The organism is Candidatus Neomarinimicrobiota bacterium (assembly GCA_022573815.1).
Lineage (GTDB): Bacteria > Fidelibacterota > SORT01 > SORT01 > SORT01 > JACZTG01.
Genome location: JACZTG010000002.1, coordinates 124,984 through 150,216 on the forward strand (window position 1 = coordinate 124,984; position 25,233 = coordinate 150,216).

Annotated in this window: 21 protein-coding genes and 2 pseudogenes; 10 read left to right on the forward strand and 13 right to left on the reverse strand. The window is 41.1% G+C overall.

The window, feature by feature from the left end:
• The first annotated feature begins 8 nt into the window (after window positions 1–8).
• Complete coding sequence (locus tag IIB39_01440; protein ID MCH8927363.1) at window positions 9–1,817, forward strand: M61 family metallopeptidase; 1,809 nt, start codon at window positions 9–11, stop codon at window positions 1,815–1,817.
• Here the strand turns inward: IIB39_01440 and IIB39_01445 are convergent.
• From IIB39_01445 to radC, 3 genes are all read right to left on the reverse strand, one after another.
• Window positions 1,814–3,196 (reverse strand): aminopeptidase P N-terminal domain-containing protein, encoded by a 1,383-nt coding sequence (locus tag IIB39_01445; protein MCH8927364.1) that lies wholly within the window; start codon window positions 3,194–3,196, stop codon window positions 1,814–1,816. The genes IIB39_01440 and IIB39_01445 overlap by 4 nt on opposite strands.
• Window positions 3,197–3,247: 51 nt before the next feature.
• Window positions 3,248–3,988, reverse strand: coding sequence for a hypothetical protein (locus IIB39_01450; GenBank protein MCH8927365.1), 741 nt, complete (start codon window positions 3,986–3,988; stop codon window positions 3,248–3,250).
• Window positions 3,989–4,063: 75 nt separating this feature from the next.
• Window positions 4,064–4,789, reverse strand: a complete 726-nt coding sequence (radC, locus tag IIB39_01455) for a DNA repair protein RadC (protein MCH8927366.1) — start codon at window positions 4,787–4,789, stop codon at window positions 4,064–4,066.
• A 65-nt stretch (window positions 4,790–4,854) separates the two neighbouring features.
• On the opposite strand from radC, the pseudogene IIB39_01460 reads away from it, so the two are divergent.
• A pseudogene (locus IIB39_01460) lies at window positions 4,855–5,043 on the forward strand (IS1 family transposase).
• A gap of 166 nt (window positions 5,044–5,209) precedes the next feature.
• On the opposite strand, the gene IIB39_01465 reads toward IIB39_01460, so the two are convergent.
• From IIB39_01465 to IIB39_01475, 3 genes are read right to left on the reverse strand one after another with little or no spacing between them, the layout of a single operon-like run.
• Window positions 5,210–5,362: a hypothetical protein gene (locus IIB39_01465; GenBank protein ID MCH8927367.1), complete on the reverse strand. Its 153-nt coding sequence runs from the start codon at window positions 5,360–5,362 to the stop codon at window positions 5,210–5,212.
• Between the two features lie 38 nt (window positions 5,363–5,400).
• On the reverse strand, window positions 5,401–5,799 hold the full coding sequence (locus IIB39_01470; protein MCH8927368.1) for a type II toxin-antitoxin system PemK/MazF family toxin: 399 nt from the start codon (window positions 5,797–5,799) through the stop codon (window positions 5,401–5,403).
• On the reverse strand, window positions 5,796–6,065 hold the full coding sequence (locus IIB39_01475) for a hypothetical protein (GenBank protein ID MCH8927369.1): 270 nt from the start codon (window positions 6,063–6,065) through the stop codon (window positions 5,796–5,798). Before IIB39_01475 ends, IIB39_01470 begins: the two co-directional genes overlap by 4 nt.
• A 236-nt stretch (window positions 6,066–6,301) precedes the next feature.
• On the opposite strand from IIB39_01475, the gene IIB39_01480 reads away from it, so the two are divergent.
• From IIB39_01480 to cadA, 4 genes and pseudogenes are all read left to right on the forward strand, one after another.
• A complete protein-coding gene (locus IIB39_01480; GenBank protein MCH8927370.1) occupies window positions 6,302–6,958 on the forward strand; it encodes a metal-dependent transcriptional regulator in 657 nt (218 codons plus the stop codon).
• Window positions 6,955–7,233, forward strand: a complete 279-nt coding sequence (locus IIB39_01485) for a ferrous iron transport protein A (protein ID MCH8927371.1) — start codon at window positions 6,955–6,957, stop codon at window positions 7,231–7,233. Before IIB39_01480 ends, IIB39_01485 begins: the two co-directional genes overlap by 4 nt.
• Window positions 7,234–7,288: 55 nt before the next feature.
• Window positions 7,289–9,408, forward strand: a pseudogene (gene feoB, locus IIB39_01490) (ferrous iron transport protein B).
• Window positions 9,409–9,420: 12 nt separating this feature from the next.
• On the forward strand, window positions 9,421–11,742 hold the full coding sequence (gene cadA / locus IIB39_01495; GenBank protein ID MCH8927372.1) for a cadmium-translocating P-type ATPase: 2,322 nt from the start codon (window positions 9,421–9,423) through the stop codon (window positions 11,740–11,742).
• A gap of 11 nt (window positions 11,743–11,753) precedes the next feature.
• Here the strand turns inward: cadA and IIB39_01500 are convergent, their stop codons facing one another.
• Entirely contained in the window at window positions 11,754–14,216 is a 2,463-nt protein-coding gene (locus IIB39_01500; GenBank protein ID MCH8927373.1) for a patatin-like phospholipase family protein, read from the reverse strand.
• Window positions 14,217–14,355: 139 nt separating this feature from the next.
• Here IIB39_01500 and IIB39_01505 point away from each other — a divergent pair, with 139 nt between their 5' ends.
• Window positions 14,356–15,249, forward strand: a complete 894-nt coding sequence (locus tag IIB39_01505; GenBank protein MCH8927374.1) for an alkaline phosphatase family protein — start codon at window positions 14,356–14,358, stop codon at window positions 15,247–15,249.
• On the opposite strand, the gene IIB39_01510 is transcribed toward IIB39_01505, so the two are convergent.
• From IIB39_01510 to IIB39_01535, 6 genes are all read right to left on the reverse strand, one after another.
• Window positions 15,214–15,732, reverse strand: coding sequence for a hypothetical protein (locus tag IIB39_01510; GenBank protein ID MCH8927375.1), 519 nt, complete (start codon window positions 15,730–15,732; stop codon window positions 15,214–15,216). The genes IIB39_01505 and IIB39_01510 overlap by 36 nt on opposite strands.
• A gap of 21 nt (window positions 15,733–15,753) precedes the next feature.
• Window positions 15,754–16,581: a tetratricopeptide repeat protein gene (locus tag IIB39_01515; GenBank protein ID MCH8927376.1), complete on the reverse strand. Its 828-nt coding sequence runs from the start codon at window positions 16,579–16,581 to the stop codon at window positions 15,754–15,756.
• Window positions 16,582–16,745: 164 nt separating this feature from the next.
• The gene (locus IIB39_01520) at window positions 16,746–16,925 is read right to left on the reverse strand and encodes a hypothetical protein (GenBank protein MCH8927377.1); all 180 of its coding nucleotides are present in this window, start codon (window positions 16,923–16,925) and stop codon (window positions 16,746–16,748) included.
• Window positions 16,926–16,947: 22 nt separating this feature from the next.
• Window positions 16,948–17,307 carry a cupin domain-containing protein gene (locus tag IIB39_01525; protein MCH8927378.1) on the reverse strand — a complete coding sequence of 120 codons (360 nt, stop codon included), beginning with the start codon at window positions 17,305–17,307 and terminating at the stop codon, window positions 16,948–16,950.
• Window positions 17,308–17,379: 72 nt separating this feature from the next.
• Window positions 17,380–18,744: a hypothetical protein gene (locus IIB39_01530; GenBank protein MCH8927379.1), complete on the reverse strand. Its 1,365-nt coding sequence runs from the start codon at window positions 18,742–18,744 to the stop codon at window positions 17,380–17,382.
• Window positions 18,745–18,758: 14 nt separating this feature from the next.
• On the reverse strand, window positions 18,759–19,067 hold the full coding sequence (locus IIB39_01535) for a cupin domain-containing protein (GenBank protein ID MCH8927380.1): 309 nt from the start codon (window positions 19,065–19,067) through the stop codon (window positions 18,759–18,761).
• A 373-nt stretch (window positions 19,068–19,440) separates the two neighbouring features.
• Here IIB39_01535 and IIB39_01540 point away from each other — a divergent pair, with 373 nt between their 5' ends.
• The 3 genes from IIB39_01540 to IIB39_01550 all read left to right on the forward strand — a co-directional run bounded on the left by IIB39_01540 (window position 19,441) and on the right by IIB39_01550 (window position 25,228).
• Entirely contained in the window at window positions 19,441–20,199 is a 759-nt protein-coding gene (locus IIB39_01540) for a MurR/RpiR family transcriptional regulator (GenBank protein MCH8927381.1), read from the forward strand.
• A gap of 119 nt (window positions 20,200–20,318) precedes the next feature.
• A complete protein-coding gene (locus tag IIB39_01545) occupies window positions 20,319–22,193 on the forward strand; it encodes a T9SS type A sorting domain-containing protein (GenBank protein ID MCH8927382.1) in 1,875 nt (624 codons plus the stop codon).
• A gap of 176 nt (window positions 22,194–22,369) precedes the next feature.
• On the forward strand, window positions 22,370–25,228 hold the full coding sequence (locus tag IIB39_01550) for a TonB-dependent receptor (protein MCH8927383.1): 2,859 nt from the start codon (window positions 22,370–22,372) through the stop codon (window positions 25,226–25,228).
• Window positions 25,229–25,233 lie beyond the last annotated feature (5 nt).

A 25,233-nucleotide genomic window follows, 5' to 3' on the forward strand; every position in this document is an offset into this window, starting at 1 on the left:
ATAAACATATGAAGAAAATATTATCCTCCTTCGCTATTAATTTACTGCTTCCGGTTATTCTATTTTCGCAATCAATAACTTACACCCTGTCGATGCCCGAGCCGTGGACGCACTATTTCCATGTGACTCAGACTATTAAAGGCGAGCGAAAAAGGAGCATTGACTTTGTGATGCCTGTCTGGATTCCGGGTTCTTACAAGGTAAGGGATTATCCCAAAAACGTCGAGGGATTCACTGCTCACAGTGATAAATCTGAAAATCTGAAATGGGAGAAGTTAGATAAGAATACGTGGCGTGTGTTCAGCGAAAAGGCAAAACAAGTAACTATCAGCTATAGGGTCTATGCTTTCGAAAAAAGCGTAAGAGAGTCGTTTTTAGATGATTCCCACGGTTTTGCTTCACCTCCGGGTTTATTTATGTATGTTGATAATCTTAGAGGTAAGCGGGCAAAACTCGTGATTGATCCGTATGATGATTTTTCTACCATCTCAACAGGTCTCGAGGCAAGCCCGGAAGATAAATATACTTTCGAAATTCCTAATTATGATATTCTTATAGATTCCCCTATAGAGATAGGCAATCAGAAATTGTTTCTATTTGATGTGGACGGTGTACCACATGAGATTGCCATATACGGCGAAGGGAATTATGATTCTGTTATGGTAGCAGAAATAAAAATGATCACAGAAAGTACGATAAAGATCTTCGGAGAAATACCTTATAAACGTTATGTGTTCATAGTACATCTTGCAAAATCCAACAGAGGCGCTATCGAACATCTAAACTCGGCAGTTTATATTTACGGAAGATGGAATTTTCAACCCGAAAAAAAGAGAAAAGCGTGGAGAAGTGTGGTAGCGCACGAAATGTTTCATACCTATAATGTCAAGAGAATCAGGGCACGGGCGCTGGGACCCTTTGACTACACAGCGGAAAATTATACGTCACTTCTCTGGGTTATGGAGGGATTCACCAGTTATTTTGGCTCACGGATACTACTGGATGCGGGATTATTAACAAGTGATGAATATCGCGAAAAAATGGCTTCCCTAATTAAAAAAGTTTCCACGCGGAAAGGAGATAAGTATCAATCAGTATCTGCTGCATCATTTGATGCGTGGATACGCTATTATCAGCCGAATGAAAATTCTCGCAATAGTGAGGTCAGCTATTACGACAAAGGGAACTTACTGGGGATGCTATTGGACCTCGAAATCCGATACTCTTCTAAAAATGAAAGATCGCTTGCTGACGTTATGAGGCGGCTTTATTCGGAATACTATAAAAAGAAAAAAAGAGGTTTCTCCAAAGAGGAATTCAAAAAAGAAGTGCAAAGAGCGGCAGGGAAAAAATTGGATAACTTTTTCAGAGATTATGTAAACGGTACAAAGGAAATTGATTACGATAAATATTTGTTATATGCCGGACTTGAGTTAGATAAAATTTCGACAGTCTCGAAGGCTACAGATCTTCTTGGGGTTGCTACAAGCGGAACAGGGGGAAAACTAACAATCACACGGGTTGTGCGCGATTCGCCTGCGTGGAATTACGGTCTGAATGTTAATGATGAAATTATAGCCATAAACGACCTTCGTGTCAGCAAATCAGATTTCGCTAAAACGCTGAATAGATTTGACGCCGGAGAGAAATTGAAATTTACCCTTGTCAGAAACGATTGGTTAAGAGATATAGATGTTGTAGTGGCTGAATCATCTGAAGAAGAATACTTTCTCTTCCCCATAGAAGAGCCGACCGAGCTGCAAAAAGCGATTTACGAATCATTTTTTATGATTGAGGTGACGGAAGAAGAGGACTAATCTTTCTGGGCGAGACCCTTTTTCTTCATAAGTTTTTCTATATCCTTTATCTTACGGGGCACACCTCTGCTCATATTAATATTCCCTTTTTTCGTGATGAGTATGCAATCTTCGATACGAACGCCGATGTTCCACCATTTAGGGTCAACAGATTCATCTTCATTTATGTAAACACCGGGCTCAATTGTAAAAACCATTCCCTGTTCCATAACAACCGATTCTCCGTCAACGGTATAGGCGCCCGCATCGTGAACGTCTAATCCTATCCAATGTCCGAATCCATGTAAGTAAAATTTCTTGTGAGATTTGTCTTCTCTTATCTTTTCTCGACTGCCGGTAAGTAATCCCACATTGATAAGTCCGTCTATTACGCTGTTTTCGACTGCGTCTGAAATATCCTGTCGGGTGTTGCCCGGTTTACTCATTTTCATTCCTGCTTGCTGAGCATCGTAAACAATTTTATAGATAGCTGCCTGCTCTTTGGAAAATTTACCGCTCACGGGATATGTTCGGGTAACGTCAGCCGAATAATATCCCCACTCGGCAGCTGCGTCCAACAAGAGCAAATCACCTTTATTCATTTTCATCTCGTTAGTGTTATAATGAAGAATAGTTGCATTTGCTCCGGAGCCTACTATAGAATTATAAGATACTCTCTGGGAACCATTTTTACGGAAAACGTATTCGATTACAGCTTCAATTTCATATTCGCTCATTCCCGGCTGCGTTGACATCATTGCCTCCCTGTGCGCTTCGACGGTAATATCAACAGCCTTTTGCAGCAATTCAATTTCCCGTTTGGATTTTACTTTGCGCATCTCGCCCAATATATATTCAGCGTCTTTCATAACAGCATCCGTGCGTCTTGCGAGCGCTGTGAATTGGTCTGCAACCATCTCCGAAAATTCTTCGTCCGCTCCGTAATTATGGTAAACGGTTTTATGTCCTTTAAGCAGAGAGGGAAGCATAGCCTCAAAATCATCTATGGCATAAGCGGTGTCTGCATTGAAAACTTCCATAGCTCCTTTTACGCCGTATCTTTTTCCATTCCATGTTTCTTTCAGCTTATCGCGCTTTCGGACGAATAGAATGAACTTATGCTTTTCTGCTCCCGGACGAAGCACGGCGATCGACCGAGGCTCTTCAAATCCTGTAAGATAAAATAATTTGGAATCCTGACGATAGTCGTGATCCTGATCGTCATTCCGGACATAAACTCCGTGAGAAGCAATTATGGCCACAGCATCATCGCCGATCTTATCCATATAAATTTCCCTTTTTTCAGCGAACAGCGATTTATCAGGATAAGGATTATACTGTCCGATGGCGTGAGAGACCGGCAATAAAAGAAATATCAGTGAGAAAATGAGTTTTGTCAAAGTGTCAAATCTCCTTCGGTATAATATAGTGTGAAATGAGCGGCAGCTGATTTATTTTACTACGAAAGTTCTGATTGTATGGTTGAAATTTCCTAATACCGGCTTGCCGTTAGGGTCTATCAGATCAAGTATCAATTTGTGTTTTCCCTTTGAAAGATTTTTAATCTCAAAAGATTTCCAAAGCTCAAACTCGCCTTCATGACCGTCAAGAGAATATTTTACCTTATAATCGAAGATACCGAGTTGGGCGTTGGAGAGCCAAAAATCAAGTTTCACGCTTTCCGATTCGCCTAAATCATATGTCCCGGAAGGAACATTCAGAAGAAGCATAGGAGCAGAATTATCAATATGCATATTTCCGACGGCTTCTTTGACATAAAATTGGACCATATCAAAAGTTCGGGAAGATTTAATGCTCAGATGATTTTCGTCAACAGCAAATGCTCGAATAATATGCGGCCCGTTTGAAAGATTTTCTAATTTCACGGGTGAGTTTGAATCGGTATGCTCAATCACTTCTCCGTCATCAAGTATAAAATGAAGATGAAACCTGTCTTCTGAAATATCAAACCCAGCCGCTGAAAAATAAACTTCGACATCATCTTCAACAACTTCTTCCGGTTTAGGAGTAACAATTTTAAACGCTTTGTTCAACGGAGCCGGGTCAACTGCGAAAACCTCTATCGTAAATGGGAGACCGTTTCCTCTCTCCTGTTTTTTCTGACAGCCCGAAAGGAGAATTGTGAAAGCAGCGAGCAGAAAAACAGAGAGTATCGGAAATTGATTCTTCATACCTAAATATATTATTTATTAAACTTAAATGTTACCGAAACATCCATTTTCGAAATATATGTTATTTATCAGGTTTCAAATCGATTTTATGAATTTTTCGTACTTTGACCGATAGGTTTCGATAAGCCCGTGATTGGCAAACGAATAGTAAGAGCCGTCGCTGATGATAATATGGTCGAGAACCCTCAGTTCCATTAGCTCGCAGGCGTTCAATAGCTCCTGAGTGATTTTCTTGTCGTCCTGGCTCGGTTTTGTGTCGCCGGAAAGATGGTTATGGGCGAATATGATTGAGACTGCGTTATGATTCAGCGCGTTTTTGATGGTTTCCCGCAGATAAACAACACTTGTATCAACCGTTCCCTCGAAAAGATCCACAACTTCAATGATTTTGTTTTTCGCGTCAAGGTACACAGCCTTGAACACTTCCTTGTCAAGTCCTGACATCGAATGCTTCAAATAGTCATAAAGCGCTTCCGGTGAACTTGTGACAGGCCGTTCGGCTGATTTCTGCTTCAGGTATTCGGAAGCCACATCGTGAATGAATTTCAGTCCGAAAAGATTGTTGGGACCAACGCCTTTAATAGATTTCATTTCCGTCTCATCGGCGTCTAAGACTCCCCGCAGAGTCTTAAATTTCTTTAAGAGGTTTTTGGCAGGTTCTTTTACATCTTTCCGCGGTGTTCCGAGAGTAAGGAGTAGCTCGATTATTTCGTACTCGCTGAGCCCGTTCAATCCCGATTTCAGATAACGCTCTTTAAGCCGCTGCCGATGCCCTAATCTGTGGTCTGATTTTTTATCCATAATAAGCGGATAGTAATATTCGCATTAGACACCGCAAAGTCAAGAAATGGCGGCTGGGAGTAGTGTCTTATGTAGAGAGACAGAACCTTACAATGCGTATGCAGATGCGAAGATTTACAAGGCTGACAAACGCTTTCAGCATCAAACTAATAAATCTGAAAGCTGCGTGTGCCTTACATTTTGCTAACTACCACTTCTGTAGGATACATCAGACCTTAAAATGCACTCCCGCTATGGCAGCTGGCATAACTAATTGATTGTGGAATATAGAGGATTTATTACAGCGTGAGTTGGCTTTTTAAAACGCTCACTAAAATTATTTGTGTGAGCGTGGAGCTTAAAATTATGATATATCTAAGCGCTTATGTGAGGTAATCTTGGTTTTAAAATTATCGCGCATAATGAGCATAAGTGCATTGATTATTTGAATTTCGTCGTCATATTTTCAACTTCACGTAGGATAAATCCATCATCATCTTTTTCAATCACTCTGCATTTAAAATAATATGTCTTGTTTCCAATACTTGTGCAAACGTAAAGTGATTCACCTTCTTTTGCAGTTGCAAATGTCATAATAATCTCAAAATTAATTAAGTGGTTTTAGTTCTGCTCTACAATATGTCTAAGTGAATACTTATTGCCTCATAGATAATATTCATCTTCTCTGTCGAGAGATGCCCAATTCTATGCTTTACTCTGGTTTTTGATACTGTTGTAATATTGTCACAAAGTGCATAACACTCCTCCGTAATCCCGCCCTCTCCTCTACCTATTTTGATATGAGTGTCTGAACCCTCTAAGCCATCTTTGGTTGTAAAGGGGACTATTGTTACGTTAGGATTATCTTCTTCGTTTGCTACTTCCCACTGAACATTTACCGCAGGTCTAAACTTGCCCATCTCGCTTTTAGCTATTGGCAAATTTGCTAAATCTACCCAAACTACTTCCCCCCGTTCAAACAAAGGTTCTTGAAGTGAGCCCTCTTCGACACTCCCCGATTCTACACTCAAGGTATGTTCTCAACACTGGCAGTATCCCACGCCTTCCCCTCTTCTTCTAAAATATGACGATTAGCCTTGTAAGCTGCTCTCATTCTTAGTATTAGTTGTTCTCTTTCTACTACTCTTAATCTCTCTGAAATTGCTTCTCGAGTAAATTGCGCCAGCGATTTATTTTGATATCTTGTCGCCTGCTCAAGCCTCTCTTTCAAAGAGGTTGTAATAAATATGTTGAGAGGAGCGGAGTTTTTCTCTTCTATGTCAGCTATAGTTTGCATGCGTTCCCTCCAAATTAGTGATAATTTCCTTAGCACAGAATAATAACTTATAATGTAATTGTCAACATTTAATTATACTATTATTATATAGTATTGTTCCTACAATTTATTATAGTACATAATACGTTTAAGAATTAAGTATATTCAAATTGACCCACTACCATATAAAGCTTGACAAGTGCGTACCTAACTATTATGTTAGGTATGTCTAACAAATATGTTAAGGGGCGCTACAAGTGGTAACGAATGCGGTAGAAGATTATTTAGCGATAATATATAAGCTACTTTCCGAGGGAGAGCAGCCCACTACCACGCTAATCGCCGAACAAATGGATGTGTCGAAGGCATCGGTCACAGATATGTTCAAGAAAATGGCGAAGGCTTCACTCATAATCCACGAGCCGTATAAAATAGTAAAATTGACAAAGTCGGGTGAGCGAATCGCATTAGAAGTGATACGTCATCACCGACTTGTGGAGCTTTATTTGCAGGAAGCGATGGGTGTCAGCTGGGATAAGGTTCACGACGAGGCTGATAAGTGGGAACATATACTGTCGGAAGACCTTGAGGACAGGATAGTTGAGATGCTCGGAAATCCAACACACGATCCGCACGGCGCGCCGATTCCCACTAAAGAGGGTAAAGTTGAAGACGAAAAATTATCTCCGCTGTCGGAAGCGCATGAAGGTGAGAAGTTATTGGTGCGGTTGGTAGAAGACAGCGACCCGGAAAAACTGCGCTACTTAGCCGACAGAGGAATTTTCCCGAAGACTGTAATTAAAGTTAAGGAAGTGCAGCCTTTCGAGGGACCATTAACATTGGACGTTAACGGAGATTCACAGATTATCGGGCATGAAGTATCCCGCATAGTTTATGTCTCGCCGATGAGTTGAGTACGACAGCTGACATAAAGCAAGAAATTCATAATGCGGAATTGGTTCCTATGACAGAATTATTGAAGGGGGAGAACGGGGAGGTAGTACAGATTAATACAAAAGGCTTATTGAGACAGCGATTGATGGAAATGGGATTGACAACCGGGGTAAATGTAAAGTTTCTTCGTAGAGGCGCGTTTGGCGACCCCAAAAGTTATTTGATACGGGGAACTATGATCGCTCTGAGAAATGAAGAAGCTGGCAAAATAATTGTACGGAGGATATATGAGTAGTGTATGTCATTCATGCGGTCCCAGCGGCTGCACACCAACGCACAAGCGTAAAAAAATGGGTATAAATGGAGACGGTTACGACTATTTAATTGCGTTGGCGGGAAATCCCAATACAGGGAAAAGTACTCTGTTTAATGCGCTTACAGGTCTTAAGCAGCACGTCGGCAATTGGGCCGGAAAAACTGTTACCAGGGCTGAGGGAAGTTTCGTTGCAGGCGATAATCTGCTAAAACTGATAGACCTGCCCGGCGCGTATTCGCTCCGTTCTACTTCCCCTGAAGAGGAAGTGGCGAGAGATTTTTTACTCTTCGGAGAGCCTGATTGCACGATTGTAGTTGCTGACGCGACGAATTTGGAGCGAAATCTTAACCTGATTTTACAGGTAATCGAGCTTAGTGACAGAGTTGTTGTTGCTATCAATCTGATGGACGAAGCGGAAAAAAAGGGCATCAGCATTAAATCGAAAGTATTAGAGCGTAAATTAGGTGTACCTGCTGTTCCTATCGTTGCGCGAAGTGGCGAAGGAATAGATAAATTGATGCAGATAGTTCTTATGGTATCTACAGGCGAAATTCAACCTTCGCCAAAACGGTTCAGATTAAACGGGAATTTGAAAAAAGCGGTTGCTTCTCTGCTTCCGAAAATCAAAGAGACGTATCCTGATTTCCCTAATCCAAGATGGCTCGCTATGGAACTTTTATCAGGAAATGAGAGGTTATCACAGGAACTCGTCTGGACTAATATTGCGGAGCAAATGCAGATAGAGCAGGGGACGAGGGAAACCGCTACCGCATGACGGCAAAAACCGTAAAACTTTTAGACGATGCTGAAAAGATACGCGCTGAATCTGATTTCAATTTTTCCGACGAGATTATCGAATCAATATATGAGGAAGCCGAAAAGATAGCGAGTGAAGCTGTCGTTTTCGGCGGGAAAAAGTCTCGTGATTGGAGCGAGACAATTGACAATATAGTAACCTCTCCCATTACGGGCATTCCTATTATGATGATAGGGTTAGCTACGATATTCTATATCACTATCTGGGGAGCGAATGTCCCCTCACAGATGATAGCAAAAGCATTGTTTTGGTTTGAAGCTATTGCCGCTCAATTCTTTGACTCAATGGGTGCGCCATGGTGGTTGACAGGATTTATCTGGCATGGTGTTTATCGAGGGCTTGCGTGGGTAATAGCCGTGATGCTGCCTCCTATGATGATATTTTTTCCAATTTTCACGCTTTTGGAGGATTTCGGCTATCTTCCAAGGGTGGCGTTCAATCTTGATCCGCTATTCAGAAAGGTAGGAGCGCATGGAAAACAGGCATTGACTATGAGTATGGGATTCGGTTGTAACGCCGCGGGTATTGTTTCAACGAGGATAATTGATTCGCCGAGAGAGCGACTAATTGCTATAATTACAAATAATTTCGTGCCGTGTAACGGAAGATTCCCAACTCTTATAATGATTTCCATAATCTTTGTTGCTGCCGCATTCCCTCCTGAATACACTGCGCTGATTGCTTCGGCGACAGTTACCGCTGTCGTGGTGATCGGAGTTATAGTTACTCTCGCTGTTTCATTTTTCTTGTCCAAGACGGTTTTGAAAGGCGAAGCGTCAACATTCGCTCTTGAATTGCCTCCTTACCGCAGGCCGAAAATATTGCAGGTACTTTATACATCATTCATAGACAGAACGATTTTCGTACTTTATAGGGCGGTCATTTGGGCTGCGCCTGCAGGCGCTGTAATATGGTTGCTGGGAAATATTGACTTAAACGGCGAATCCCTGACTTCAATTACTGCAGGCTTTCTTGATCCGTTAGGCAGGATCATAGGTCTCGATGGCGTAGTGATGTTGACATATATAATCGCAATTCCGGCAAACGAGATCGTCATACCGACTATGATTATGGCGTATATGAACGAGTCGGCAATGCTTGAGCTGGCTACCCTTGACCAGCTAAGAGAATTATTGGTAGTTGACCATGGCTGGACCCTGATAACAGGCGTGAACCTGATGTTGTTTTCTCTTCTTCATAATCCGTGTTCGACTACGATAGTAACAATTTGGAAAGAAACGAGAAACGTAAAATGGACAATGTTAGCAACGTTTATCCCGTTGTTTTTAGCGTTCTTAATTACTTTTATCGTTTATCAGGTTTCACTCTTAATATAATTATTCATCTCAATGTCTGAATTAGAAGCGGCACAGATAGAAATTCGTGGAGTAGATTGTCAGAACTGCGCCCAAACTATTGAAAAAACTATAGTGGGCTTGGAAGGTGTGGAAGAAGCTGATGTAAATGTATTGAACGGCGATATGAGCATCAGATTCGATCCTTCGATTATTTCTTCTTATAAGATATCCGATACTGTAAAATCGCTCGGCTATACTGTCGGAGAAAACGATAAACAACTATCAAGTTTTAAGATCAGCGGGATGGATTGTGCCGATGAGGAAAAGATTATCCGTAATCAGCTCGATAAGGTCGAAGGCATCCATAATCTGAATTTTGATTTGATAGGGGAGCGGCTGACCGTCGAACACAGCCTGAGTTCGCATGCCATCATTCAGTCTATTTCCGGAGCAGGTTTCAGAGCCGAACTTGAAGGTAAAGAGCAAAAGTCTGGGGGCGATAACAAACTTCGAACGAGAGTAATTTTTACAACGCTTTCCGGTTTACTGATTGCCACAGGCGCAGCTATAAATCTTTTCGACACAATAAATGTACCGGTACTTCCTTTCTATATTGCCGCGATGATCCTGAGCGGTTTTACCGCCGCGCGTAAATCTTATTTTGCGGTAAAAACATTTACTCTCGATATGAATTTCCTTATGACGGTTGCAGTTATCGGAGCTGCCTTTATCGGAGAATGGCTTGAAGGCGCTATGGTAATATTTCTTTTTAGCATAGCAGAACTTCTTGAGGCAGGAAGTTTGAACAGAGCCAGAGAAGCAATACACTCTCTTATGGGAATGGCTCCCGAAAACGCAAGAGTGATACGGGAAGACGGCAATTTTGAAACGGTTAAGATCGATGAAGTCGGAGTCGGTGAACTTCTATCGGTGAGGCCGGGTGAACGAATTCCATTGGACGGAGAAATAACACAAAGTAACGGTTTTGTAAACCAGGCGCCTATCACAGGAGAAAGTATTCCGGTTGAGAAAGCTGAAGGCGATTCTGTTTATGCCGGAAGTATAAACGGGGACAGCGCTCTTAAAATCAGAGTTACGAGGATTTCTTCAGAGAGCACGTTATCCACTATCGTAAAGTTGGTGGAAGAGGCGAGAAACAACAAATCACCATCTGAAAAATTCGTGGATAAATTTTCGCGATATTATACGCCGTCAGTCGTAGCGAGCTCAATTTTTATGGTTTTAGTACCAACCCTGCTGTTCAACGAGCCATTCAACATATGGTTTTATCGCAGCTTGGTTCTTCTTGTAGTGGCTTGTCCGTGCGCATTGGTAATTTCCACTCCTGTAACAATTGTGAGTGGTTTAACTCGTGCGGCAAGGTCCGGTGTTCTGATCAAGGGAGGAAATTATCTCGAAGCGATGGCGAATATTAACGCTGTGATATTGGACAAAACAGGAACAATTACGGAAGGGAAGCCTGAGGTGGTGGATATATTGCCGCTAAATGGGATGTCTCGTGAAAATATAATGAGCACAGCCGCAGCAGTGGAATCGGCATCGGAACATCCTGTTGCAAAGGCTGTTCTAACCGCAGCAGAAAATATGGGAGCCGAGTTTGTGAAAGGCGAAAAACTGCATAATCATCCCGGAGAAGGCACGCATGCTGTTGTTAACGGAAAACAGTTTTATGTGGGAAATCACAAATATTTTGAAAAATCAGGTCTCTGCAATTCAGAGATAGAGGAAACACTTGAAAGAATCGAAGAGGCTGGAAGGACGGCGGTGCTGGTATGGGAAGAAAAATCTCCAATCGGTGTCATAGCAATCCAAGACGTAGTTCGTCCTATTGCGAATAAAGTGGTGGCGCAGTTAAAATCTCTGGGAGTGGAAAAAGTTTTACTACTTACGGGGGATAACAGCAGAACAGCAGCTGCCGCAGCAGAAGTAGCGGGAATAACCGATTTTCGAGGTGAATTGATGCCGGAAGACAAGATGAATATTGTTTCCGAACTGACCAGAAACGGATATAAAACAATGATGGTGGGGGACGGTGTGAACGATACACCGGCGCTGGCCGCAGCGGATGTTGGTGTTGCTATGGGTTCCGCAGGTTCTGATCAGGCGATAGAAACAGCTGATGTGGCGCTTATGTCGGATGATCTGACCAGACTTCCATTCGGAATATCGCTTGCGAAGAAGTCCCTTAAAATTGTAAAACAAAATATCAGCTTCGCTATAGGAATAAAAGCGTTATTCATGCTGATGGCGCCGTTCGGGCTGGCAACCCTGTGGATGGCGGTTGCCGCGGATATGGGAGCAAGTTTAATAGTTATTGCTAACGGTATGCGGGTATTACGCTTTAAGGGCTGAGACTTACCTTTCTAAAATTCGTATCCAGCCGTAATATACAATCGTTCAATACCTTCTGAACTTCTTCCCCACTCAATACCGGCAGGACCTATTGGCGTTTCAATGATCAGCGCTCCGCCATAACCCGAAATGAAATCATCAATCGAAAATGGCGTCTCCGGGTTTCCCACAGCCTGCCCGACATCATATCTTAAAGAGATATATGTATTAACGAATGAATTCACGGGCATACGATACCTGATTTCAAAACTGGTATGAAAGAGTTTTCGAGCAACAAATCTGTTCTCTCTTGTACCATAAATCTCTGATCTGCCGCCTAATCGGAACTGTTCGGAAAATGGGAGAGTCAAATCGCCGATCGCAAATCTAAAATATGGCCGAAAAGTCAATCTATTATTAATCGTATTATAATTTTCGATTATCCATTCTAAAGATGTGTATCCGATTTCGCTGCTGAACGACCTGGAAGCAAAAGTATAACTGAAGCGGCTGTACAATCCTTCTGTCGGAATTGAAATTTTGTTCCGGCGGTCCACGGTAGAACGGAGTCTGATGGCAACTATATCGTTTATGGATTCAACACCGAATCCGCGTTCGCTCAACCCCTTAATTTTGGAATTAATTAACAATATTTCGCCTGTAGCGGAGCCAAATCTTCTCACCTGTGCGCCGATAAGAAATGACCCTTCAAATCTGCGTTCCTCGTATTCGCCTACCCGAACAGCATTGCTTCCGTATAGATGATGTTTTTTTTCGCCGAAATCAAATTTAATTCCATTAGTGAGAAAACTATTTCCCAATCGTGGCGTACGATAACGAAGACGAACGGCAATATCGCGTTCACCGAAAGTTCCTGACAGTGAAATGCTATTCCCGCTGCCGAACAAATTTTCATGTCTGATTTCTATCTTACCAATTGTGTTTCGTTCTCGGTCAGATCTTATTCCGATTAACACTCTGATATACGGCTGCTCTACAACCCTGAGAATTATTTTATGCTCTTCGCCGGCTTTTTCGACGGAAAGTGAAACTTGTCTGAAAAACCGTGTGGCATATATATTATTTAATCCTCTGTCTGCTTCTCGAATGTTGAATAAATCCCCGGCTGTCATTGGAAACTCTCCGAAAATTACATGATCCGATGTAAAGTAGTTTCCCTCTATAGAGATCGAATTTATCAATCCCTCGTTAATTTTAATATCAAGAGACGAAGACGTGGAGTCATACGAAACGCTATGTACAGCAGCTAAAGAATAGCCGCCATTACGGTATATTCTTATCATTGATTCGAGAGCTTCATCAAATGATTGTGCATTATAAATTCGGTTATTATGAAATCCTGAAGCCTTGAGTAATTCTTCGGTAGAGTATTCTGAATTTCCTGATAAGGTAACTTTAGAAATGGTGATAGTGCTTTGGTTTAAATCCTGATAGTCTTTCTGCAAGCTATCTGCGAAACCTATCCTTTCCTCTTCCCCGGCATTTAAAAGCAAATTAATATCCGAGATTATTTCTTCTGTTGCGATTCTTCCCGCATCAATCAATTCAGACAGGTTGGAAAAATCTGTTGGTAGCCTCGAAGATAATTGCGGCGTTACTAATACATCGGCGAGTTTCCGGAGATTTTCAAGCGCGGGTTGCATCATTATAGTGATGATTTGATCGGCTATTTCCCAGGGAAGTCTTAGGTCTTCAGGATTTCTCAAAGGTGATACTACATCGAACGCAATCACAATATCGGCGCCTAAATCCCGAGCAACGTCAGTTGGAAGCGCGTTTACGATGCCTCCATCGGTAAGGAGCATTCCGTCTTTTTCGATAGGAGATATAATCAGGGGAATCGCAATACTTGCTCTTAATATTTCCACAATATCGCCCTCGGAGAATACTATGGGCTTTCCGGAATTTAAATCCAATACGACCGATCTAAACGGTATTTTAAAATCGTCAAAATTTGTACTGCTGTTGTAAGGGGCTTGAAGAAATAACCTGTTCAAGCGTCTTCTAAGTTTTTGTCCCGAAGACAGCCCTAAAGGTATATATGGTTTAATGCCTTTGAATCGAAAGGAAAGGTTGAAATTCTCTCCTTCTTCCTGTTGACTTGCAAGAAGAGTTTTCCGTTCTAAATCATCTTTTAGGAGATCGTCCCAATCTGAACTTAATACGAAATCCTCAAGTTCAGAAGGAGTATAACCTGCGGCGTAAAGTCCTCCTATAATACTTCCCATGCTGACGCCTATTATCATATCTATAGGGATGTTCCATTCCTCAAGAACTTTCAACGCTCCAATATGGGAAATCCCTCTCGCACCTCCGCCTCCGAGCACTACTGCCACAGTAGGCCGGTTTTTACTTTTTATGCTGATAGGAAAAAAAGATTTACGATGAGAAATAATTTTATTATCAGTTTTGTCCTGAGCCCATATAACAGAGCTTATCAAACTGATGAGGAGTAAAATAAGTGTTTTCTTCATATAGCGCTAAAACTATCCTTTGCAGGTTTGAAAGGCAATAAGATGTAAAATTTAGATTAGCAGGATTTTCTTGTTTTATCGCAAGGAACATCTATTATTAAAGAGTCGGAATCAGATTCAGAAAGAGATTAACAGAGATTTGAGTTTTTTATTTTTATTTATAGATGGAATTGGAATTGGTAAACGTGACAAAAGCGTAAACCCTTTTGCCGCTGCAGATTCAAAATATTTCACTTCATTCCTGGATAATAATGAGCCCGAGATTTCTCCGCAGAATGATGGCATAACTATCCCAACAGATGCCTGTCTGGGAGTAAAGGGTTTGCCGCAAAGCGCAACGGGGCAGACCTCATTATTTTCAGGAATAAATGCACAGAAAGAAATCGGAAGACATCTTAGCGGTTTTCCTACACCTTCACTGAGAGCAATATTGCAATCTACTAATATCTTAAAAGATCTGAGCAATAATGGAAATAAAGTAACATTCGCTAATGCCTACCACAGAAAATATTTTGAGCGACCCGATAAGATGATAAGCGCTACTACTCATATACTGTTAACTGCCGAAATAAAAATAAATTATCTTGAAGATCTGAACGCCGGGAAAGCTGTTTTCCATGATCTCACAAATGAATATCTGATTGCAGAAGGGTATGATGTTAAGAAACGGACTCCGTTTGAGTCGGGCATTGTTCTTGCGGGTATTGTAAAAGATCATGACCTTACTTTATTCGAGTATGTCCAAACAGACACTATTGGACATAAAAAGGATTTGGATATGGCAATCAATCAGGTAATAAAAATGGACGAATATTTAGACGGAATATTTGACTCACTTGATCTGAGCGAACACACCGTTATAATTTCAAGCGATCATGGAAACCTGGAAGACGTTTCAGTTAAAACTCATACCCGAAATCCGGTGACAACTATTGTATGGGGAAAGGAAAAGAAGAAATTTCAGGAAGGGATCAGCAAGATAACTGATATTACTCCATTATTCATCAATCTGTTTGGTACTGCTGCCATTTGAGGGAACGTTCATAGCCTCACGATAACTCGCAGCAATCGTATTCATATATTCCGAGTTTCGCCAGAGATATTTGAACGAATCGAATGTTCCTTTCAGATAAAGAACTACGACGATTAAAGCCACTATTCCATGAACAGTTGAACCCCACGAGGGGAAAACTGTAGTTCCGCCAAAGACGGCGGCTATAGTAATATAAATGATATTCATTGTGGCGCCCTTTGAAGCAACGCCGTGATTCCGACGAATTTCTGTGAGTTCGGGAATATCAATGCCGGCTTCTTCGGCGCCGTCCTTAACTCCTCTGCCAGTTTGGACGAAATAGAAAATCGTGAGAATGTCGTTTATATAGATCAATAATATTGTGGGAAGCGCAAAAAGCGGATGTGGCATTCCCATTGGCTCGAATCCGAGATAACCGGAAAGCAATAACGTAGTAAGCGCCGTTATTGAAAATATTTTCAGCATAAAAATTGATAATAACATGATATTCCTTAAAAAGTCTCGCTACAGATTGTCAAGATTTTCTTTGGCGGAAATTCCTATTTCGCTGTCCGGATTTTGTTCTGCCAGCTGTTCCCATGCCTCACGTGCGCCTGTCTTGTCGCCCATAGTCGCTAAAATGATACCAAGATTGTAAAGCGCGAATTCATCCTTTGGATCAACTCTTAAGGCTTCTTCGAGATGGAATTTCGCTTTTTCCGTATTTCCCGAGTTTGCGTACATCTCAGCAAGAGAAATTTTGACTCGTCCGTCATCCGGCTGTAACTCAACGTAACTTTCAAAATACTCGCTGGCTTCCTCATAACGGCCGATGGTGGCGTACATACTTCCAAGTTCGAGATAAGCATGAAAATCGTTCGGGTCACTATCTATGCGGTCATTAAGTTCTTCTAATTTCTGCATAACAGGCGCCATAGCATCGGAATCAATTGTCGGTCGGTTGCCCCGTGGAGCGGACATTCCGGACACAGTGTTGAGATCAATACGAGTAGTAGTAGAATCTTCCTGCTGCATAATTTGGTAAAAAAGAATAGAAAGCACAGGCACTGAAATTAACAATGCAAGAACACCGTTTTTTCTCCTGGTAGGAATTGCTTTAGAAACTCGTTTTTTCTGTGCCTTCGCCTGCGTTCGGTCAGGTCTGATAGCCCCTTTTCCGGTTGACACTTCAGCTCCGCAGGAGATGCAAAAATTAGAACCAAGCGGGACTTCGCTGCCGCAAGTGGAACAAAATCGTTTGGTTTTATCTATAGATTGCAGAGAATCTCCGCATTTTGAACAGAATTTTGAAGCATCATTGTTTTCAGTTGCGCATTTTTCACACGTAATCATTTTCGTCCTTTACCATTTAAATTTAAGTGTGAAACTTAATCTACGAAAGTAGCTAAATCAATAGATTTAGTAATTCAGTTCCGGTTAATTTATCCCGAACGAAGGGCTATAGGTGCCTTTTAAGAAAATCCTCAGTAAGGAGCCACGTAAGCCGAGTAGCTTCTTTATCGTAGTATTTTGCCCCCATTGAATAACGGCTGAGCGTAAGCATGCGCTGCTCCGGGATATACATACAATTCTGCAATCTTGCCCGCTTCCTCCATATAAGAAAGAAAGTTGGTGGATGAGGGCAACGACCAATAGTCCTTTGATCCGGTTATTGCAAGCTGAATATGATTTTTCAAATCACTGCTCCGTATTAAAGTATTAAATCCGATCTAAGTTATTTACGGTAAAATCGTCGTCAATGTTTCCTGTGTTGCGTGCAGATGCAGGTTCGAACATCAAAACGGATACTTCTTCCTCCGCAGAAGGCTTATGTTCAACTCCTTTGGGTACGACTATAAATTCACCCTCATTCAGAATTTTATCACCATCCCGAAAACTGAGTGTTAAAATCCCCTTTATGACAAGAAACATCTCATCCTCATTTTCGTGAGAATGCCAGATAAATTCACCCTTAAACTTTGAGAGTCGTACATGCTGTCCGTTGAGTTCCGCGATAATTTTAGGGCTCCAATGATCACTGAAAGAGTCCAGCTTTTCAGCGATATTTATTATTTCCATTATTTCTCCTCGAATTGTTCAGGTAGAAATATAAATATTTATACGGCATAATGCCTGACAATCTTTTATTTTTTATGATTGGAAGAGATTTGTTTTCCTTAAATTCCATCCAAACGCAGCGATTGCTATCATTCCCAATATACCCGACAGGGCGAACATCGCTCCCATCAGCTGTTCCCCATAAGGGATAATTTCAACAACTGCGTACGGCAACAGAACAGGGGTTACCCTGAATATTGCCGATAAGAGGAGAAGCCAGAATGCGGCGACAACGAGTTTTCCAGAGTAAATTTCTCTTCGACCGATAAATCCCGGCAGCATTTTGGAGCCAACCCCAAAAACAAGCATAGAAGCAAATCCGAGCAGCTGTATATGTTTGATGGCATCGGTTCCTGCAACTACGTCATATCCTAAAACCATCTGAAAATGTGAGGTCAGCTCTAATATGGAAGACAAAAGCAGCCATAAATAGGCTACTCGTATCGAAATATAAGACCATCTTTCCGCCACGCTCAATATTTCAGTCGGCAACCTGTTGATTAGAGGTAATTTCAAAATTTTGAGTGAAAGGATGAGGTATATTATAAGCGATGGAATGAGAAATCCACTCAAGGTCAAAAGAAAATTCGTCAATTGGCTATCTATCCCCAATAAACCCACTGAACTTAATACGATATCAACAAATACTGAAATTCCATACGACAGACCGAGATACACGGAGACTTTTTTCATAGGTTCTACACTGAACAAAAGTGGGAAAAGTCGTATGGAGAAAATAAAAGTAATCGGCAGGACGATCAAGCTGAGAAACAAACGTGTGAGAATCTCATTCCAATTCTGGTCAAGTACTGAGTCGCCCGTGAATATCATAAGCATAATTAATAAGGTATTTAGCAGGCCATAAAGGAGGAATCCGGAAACCATCACGAACAGGAACGGTTTGACATCATTAAAAGCGTCCGAAAGCTTTATCGATTTTTTGATAATTGAAATCAACGTGTACAGATAAAGAAGTATTCCGGCTAATTCAAATAACGCGGATAAGGCTATAAATATAGATGTAATAAAATATCCGGCTGTCCCACTCTGCAAATAGGGTAGGACAGAGCCCGCAAGAATCCGTAACGCGAGTCCTGTCGTTAAAAGAAATAAGATACGTTTTAAAATTGAGGGGTTTCCTATTGGAGAATGAGTGAGCCTCGGAATGAAATGAAGGCTGATTCCGATTATCATCAGGCCGAGCCAACCGAGAAGTTGTGTGTGCCCGTGAATCTGAATAAAGGCGTAAAACCCTTTACTCATTTGGAAATCAAACCCTATTGTGAACGAAAGATGAGCTGCTATCGCAAATCCGGCCGTCAAAGCTAAAAGAATCGAAGCTCTTACAAAGCCGAAATTGAATTCCAGTTGCCTTGGAAGACTTTGTTGATTGGTCATGCTGAGATTTTAATCTATCCCGTAAGTCCTAAAACGAAGATCAAGTCTTCTTCGGCGCTTATAGCGTGTTTCGCATTCGGCTCCATTGGGATGAAAACACCCGGAACCATTTGAATCACTTCTCCTTCTAATGTGAAAACTCCTTTGCCGCTTACCACCGTTACAACTGCTTCCGATGTTGATGTGTGCTCAGATAATTCTGTATCTTTCTTCATACAGAATAATACGTATTTTGCGGATTCTGTCTCGGATAAAACCTTTGTCACAATTCCGTTATCAGTAAAAGTAGCTTCGTCAAAAATATTTATATGTTTGGTGTCCAAAATTTCCCCTCTTTTAATCCGTGAATAATATAAAAGTTTTAAATGTTAGAACAATCAATATCTGACTATTATTTAGCCTATCTATAAATGGTTTAGTATTGAGTTACCTGAGAATTGTGTCTCAAAATTTAAATATCCTGATCTATTCAGATAATTTTAGCTTGACATTTATTTGCACAAATTGTAACTATTGTTTAAGAAGGTAGTAAAATAAACATATATATGTCTGTTTATGTTGTAGTAACTACATATTGTGTTAAAATATATACTTTTAGCCATAATTATAAGGTGAGCAATCTCGAATACTGATACAAAAAGCCCGATTTTTCTGATAAATAATAGATATAATTCCCTCAGGAAATCAGAAAAGCGTGTGGCCGATTACACTCAGAATCACATGGATGAAGCAGTGCTTCTCTCCCTCCAGGGACTCGCTAAAAAATGCGGAACCAGCGATGCGACTGTTCTACGGTTTTGCAGGTCATTAGGATATTTAGGATTTGCGGACTTTAAAATCTCTCTTGTTCCGGAACTTCTTCGCAGTGGTAAGAAAGCGTATATTGACGTAGATAAAAATGAAGGCAAATTCAATGTCAAGGAAGTCCTTCAGAAAAATTTTCAACACCAGATGGAATCTACTCTTGGCAATCTTGATGAAGATACGATGAAGACACTTGCTTACGAGATCTCTCGGGCAGGTAAGATCTTATTGATAGGTTTAGGCGGCTCATCAGGAGTAGCGCATATTTTTTGTGATTCTCTCGGAAGCCTTGGAATTTTCAGCACATTTTTGAGTGATCGTTCTATTATCCAAAATGTTATGTCTACCTTTAATAGGGGGGATATGGTCATCGGAATTTCACATTCAGGTGAAACACAGGAAGTTGTATCCGCCTTAAAGACGGCGAAGGAACATGGTTCAATTACGGTAGGAATCACGAATTTCTCACCGTCACCATTAGCTGACGTTTCTCAATATGTACTTGCAACCGGAGTTCCAACAAATCTATTGGGGAGCTATTCCTGTCAGGCACGGATATCTCAGTTGATGATATTGGAACTAATGCTATATGAAATTTCGAACTTAATCTCGGCGAAGAATAATGGCCAGGATTTGCAGCAAGGAGTTTAAAATTGTCGATTAATAATAATTATTATAATCAATAAGGAGAAAGTAAATCCAAGGAAATGTGGATTGGCACAGTGCCAAAATCAAATGAATGATACAAAATGGTTCATGGAGGTAAAAAGATGAAAAAAACAGTAACGATGATATTTCTGCTCACGGCCTTATTGTTTGGCGTGACGGAAGTAAAAGCTAATGTTTATGCTTCGTCGGTTACAGTAGCTTATAGCGGAACGTTTCCCGCTACAATTACTTACAATCTTAATCAGGACGCGACGTCTGTTGTTATTACTATTACAGATAATTCTACTGGCAGTGTTGTTCAGACCATTACCATTGCAGGCGGTAATGCAGGAACATTAACAGGATTTAACGATGTAGAATGGGATGGAAGCTTTGCCGCAGGAGGCAGCGCTACATCAGGAGTATATACTATAGAAATATTAGCATCAGACGATACAGGTTCTTCAGGATATGAACTGCTCAGTTTTGATACCGGTCCTGATAGTTGGTATTGGAGTTCTTCGGGTGTTGCATCAAATAACAGAAACGGCAGCACTCAATTCGGTACAGCTTATGTTACCGAACGTACAGGAGGAAAATCCGGAAATACAGGTGGAATTCAGACCGATAGAGGATTGTATCTACACGACTCTTTCGGAAAATATCGTGGTGGTCAACAATCAGTTGCATTTGCATCAGGTAATGCAGATGTAGATTGGGCAGCAGGATTTTCCGATGAAGGATCTCCTTGGGGTGTAACAGTTGGACCCGATGATCAGGTTTATGTATTTAGTCTCGCAAGTAACCGTGATACGCCTAAAAAAGGTGGAATAGCAGTTGGTGATGCTGATTTCTCAACAGGTAGTGTCGTTACTTTATTGGATTTCTCTGATCTATCAAACCACAACCCCATATCAGACGCTATAGTTGTTGGTACGGGTGCAGACCGGGTGTTATATACAGTCGAACAGACCGGAGCAAGAACCGGTTCGGATAATGACAGTTTCACTGACGGTGACGGATTTGATACGGCAGAGATCAAGAGTTATGCGTTAGGCGAGACAAATGCGCTTTTCACAGGCTCCGGAACGGTAGTAATTCCTACAACAACATTGAGTAATCCATTTCGCATAGAAATAGACGCTGCTGGCTTTCTATATGTAGTACAGCAAGCTCATGATACATTAGCATCAGCCAATAATGTTTTCGGACTAAGTAAATGGGATATTTCTGGCGCATCACCGGTTGAAGTATGGCATGTGAATCTCAATTCTGCACCAGATCATACCGAGCCACAAAATACTAATGGCACACAAGCGACGAACTTCAACGGACTCGCATTGGACGAGGCAGGCGGCCGAGTTTATGTAACTCGTAAAGGCGCAGAACGACCATTGCACAATGTCATTGCATACAATATGAGCACTGGCGCTTTAGGAGCAAGTTTCGCTGCAGCTCAGTCGGTAGTTGATACCGGTACCGTAGACCTTGGTGGCGGTGCTGGAAATAGCATCCGCGACGTTGGTGTTGATGCAGCCGGTAATGTTATGATCGTTAATAGTTCATTCGAAGCGTTTAGAATTTATTCTCCTCCGGATGGAGCCAACAGCTTCACGACTTTCAGTCCATCCGCTGTTGATGTCGATAATGCCGGAGTAATAACCGGTGTTGAAGACAGTAAAGTTGCCAGCCTACCAAAGGCTATCACTTTAGCACAGAATTATCCGAATCCGTTTAACGGCACTACTACAATCAATTACACACTTGCCAATACCGGAGATGTAAAATTGGTTATTTATGATATTCTCGGCAAGGAAATAATCTCCCTTGTAAATACAAGCCAAAGCGCAGGTTCTCACACTGCAATATGGTTTGGACAGAATACAAGCGGAGTAGATGTAGTGAGTGGTATCTATTTTTATAAACTCACTTTCGGGTCCGGAGCAAGTGTCAATGCTCAATCAAGTATAATAAAACGCATGCTTTATCTTAAGTAATATGATGAAGATGAGTTTTAAACAGCTTATATTGACCGAAAGGATTTCATAGGCTGTGGAAGAAACATTAAGAGGGGAGAAAATTATATTCTCCCCTTTTAATTTTATTATAGATAATTACTGCTTATTAGAGAGCTGTAAAAAAATTATAATTAGATCCTGAATTGATATACAATTTGGATAGAACTTTCACATTTATTAAAAAAGCGTTTTTGTATCTATCCATCTTTACCCTGAGTATCCTGTTATTTCATTCTTCATCTGTGCTGTATGCCGGAACTAAAGGAAAATTAAAGGGGCGCGTAGTTGATGCGGAAACCGGAACTCCGCTGCCCGGTGTAAACGTCAAAATCCTCGAATCAACTTTAGGCGCTGCGACAGATGGAGATGGGTATTTTATAATACTCAATGTTTTCCCGGGGAAACATATATTGAATGCTTCGTACATTGGATATGCTTCAACATCGGTATCAGTGGAAGTCAGTGTTGACTTGACCACAACACAGAACTTTAACTTATCTCAAAAAATGATTGAAGGCGGTGAAGTAATAGTAGTTGCAGAACGACCAATTGTCGAAATGGGACGTACAAATTCAGCATCAATTATGAGCGCTGAACAAATTGATGAACTACCCGTACAAAGTTTGACGGACTTAGTCCAATTACAGGCAGGTGTCGTTCTTGACAGAAGCGGCGGTATTCACATCCGAGGCGGGAGGACGAACGAGGTGGCATACCTGGTGGATGGAATTCCGATAAGCGACCAATTTTCATCCGGCGGTGGAAGCTTAATAGGTCTTGAAAGCGGTAATATTCAACAGTTACAAGTGATTAGCGGAACGTTCAACGCAGAATACGGACAAGCACAATCCGGAGTCATCAACGTTATTACGAAAAATCCCGGCACTAAATATACCGGCTCAATACTTTTTTATTCGGGAGATAGAATAAGTAGTAATAACGATATATTTTTAGGAGCAAATGATTTCAGTCCTACTAATGAGCGCAATATTGAGGGTAATATCAGCGGACCGATAGCCGGCAGTTCAAAGTTGGGATTTTATTTTTATGGTCGTCATTTGGTTGATGATGGGTTCCTAACAGGCAGGCAATTAGCTCTACCCGAAGATGGATGGAAAATTTCGGCTTACGATACCTGGTTTAGAAGAAAATTCCCTAATGATCCTTCTGTACAAAATGATATAATTTCTATTCCTGATTCTCTTTTGACCGGTGATGGATCAATTGTTCCTATGAATCCGAAAGAACGATTATTCTTAAACTTAAAGTTAATCTACAAAATTAATCAGGTTATGAATGCCACATATGGTTTATTCTTTGAGGATGAAACAGGTAAAATTTACGATGATGATTATCGGTTTACACCTGATGCATTGAAAAATTCGAAGAAGAGAAGCCAGATTCATTTATTAAATTTCAACCATACTCTAAGTCAAAATATGTTTTACAATGTCGCCTTCAGTTACACAAATCGCAGAAACGAATCATTTCTATTCGAAGATATTATCGACGAACGATTGCAGACAGTTTCTCCGTCGCGTGACCGTTTTAATCTTGGAGGAACCAAGAGCGGAATCGAAAAGATTGAAAACGATAAATTTTTGGCAAAAGCAGATGTTACATGGCAGATTGATAATACTAATCTTCTCAAGATTGGTGGCGAAATTATCAGGCACAGAGTTTCCTTCAGAAGCACTACGCCGGAATTTTCCGATGATGCCGCAGTAGGGTCTAATTTTTTCCCCTCGGATGCCACTCTATCTTTCGATGAATTCTTAAGCCAATCAAGGGAAGCATTACTGGTAGCGCCGCAATTGACCTTAACCGGCAATACCGGATTTAGTGATATTCGATATGATCATAAACCTACCGAGCTGGCTCTATATGCGCAAAATACTGTTGAACTAAACGAGCTTATTCTAAATATGGGTCTGCGGTTTGATTGGTTTAGTCCGGATCATAGCACACTCGTAGATCCACGAGTGAATCCCGCTTTAGGGAGTGTCAGTCTCCTGAGCGCTACTTCATTACAGGATGTGAAGACACAAAAACAGCTTAGTCCCCGGTTTGGCATTGCATATCCAATTTCTGATAAAGGAGTGTTGCACGTAGCTTATGGTCATTTCTTTAAGACTCCGCCATTTGAGTTTATTTTCGATAACTCAGAATACAAAGTAAGCGGTATAAGCGGACCTGTTGTAGGGAATCCGGATCTGAAGCCGCAAAAAACAGTAGCGTATGAAATTGGTTTACAGCAGGAGGTCTTTGATAATATTGGTCTCGACCTGACAATTTTTTATTCCGATTTCAAGAATCTTGTTGGTCTTGAAATTGTACGACAGATTGGTAATTTTAGTAGCTACTTACAAAGAGTCAACATTGATAATGGTACAAACAGAGGGTTTACATTGGCTGTCTCGAAAGTCGGCGGATTTTTATCCGGTTCGCTCGATTACACATTTCAAGTAGGTAGGGGCAGTGAATCTGATCCAAACAACATTGCTATTATTCAAACAGCAGGCGCGGCGGGAGGAGTTATTGAGGATGCGGAAAAGCAGCTTTTATCTTTGGACTGGGATCAAAGGCATACACTAAATGCTACATTGGCAGGAAATATTAATGCCTGGACAGTCAGTTTCATAGGGCGATTTTCCAGCGGTCAGCCTTATACGCCGGAACTATTAAGATTAGATATAAAATCCAAGTTTAAAAATACTGAAAATAAGCCATTGCAACACAGTGTTGATATGTTTATAAGAAAGAATTTCTTACTTGGTAAAAGATCCGCATCATTATTCCTGCGAGTCTTTAATATTTATGATAAAGCCAACGAACTAACTGTTTTCCCTGTAACCGGAAAAGCCGGCAGAGACCATCGATTTGAAATAGAAAAAGAATTAGATACAGCCAGGCTTGTAAATCTTTTCACACTGCAGGATGTAGATATTCGTCAGGACTGGTATTCTGAGCCGCGCAAAGTTGAATTAGGGCTTTCAATCGCGTTTGGGAAATAAAGGAT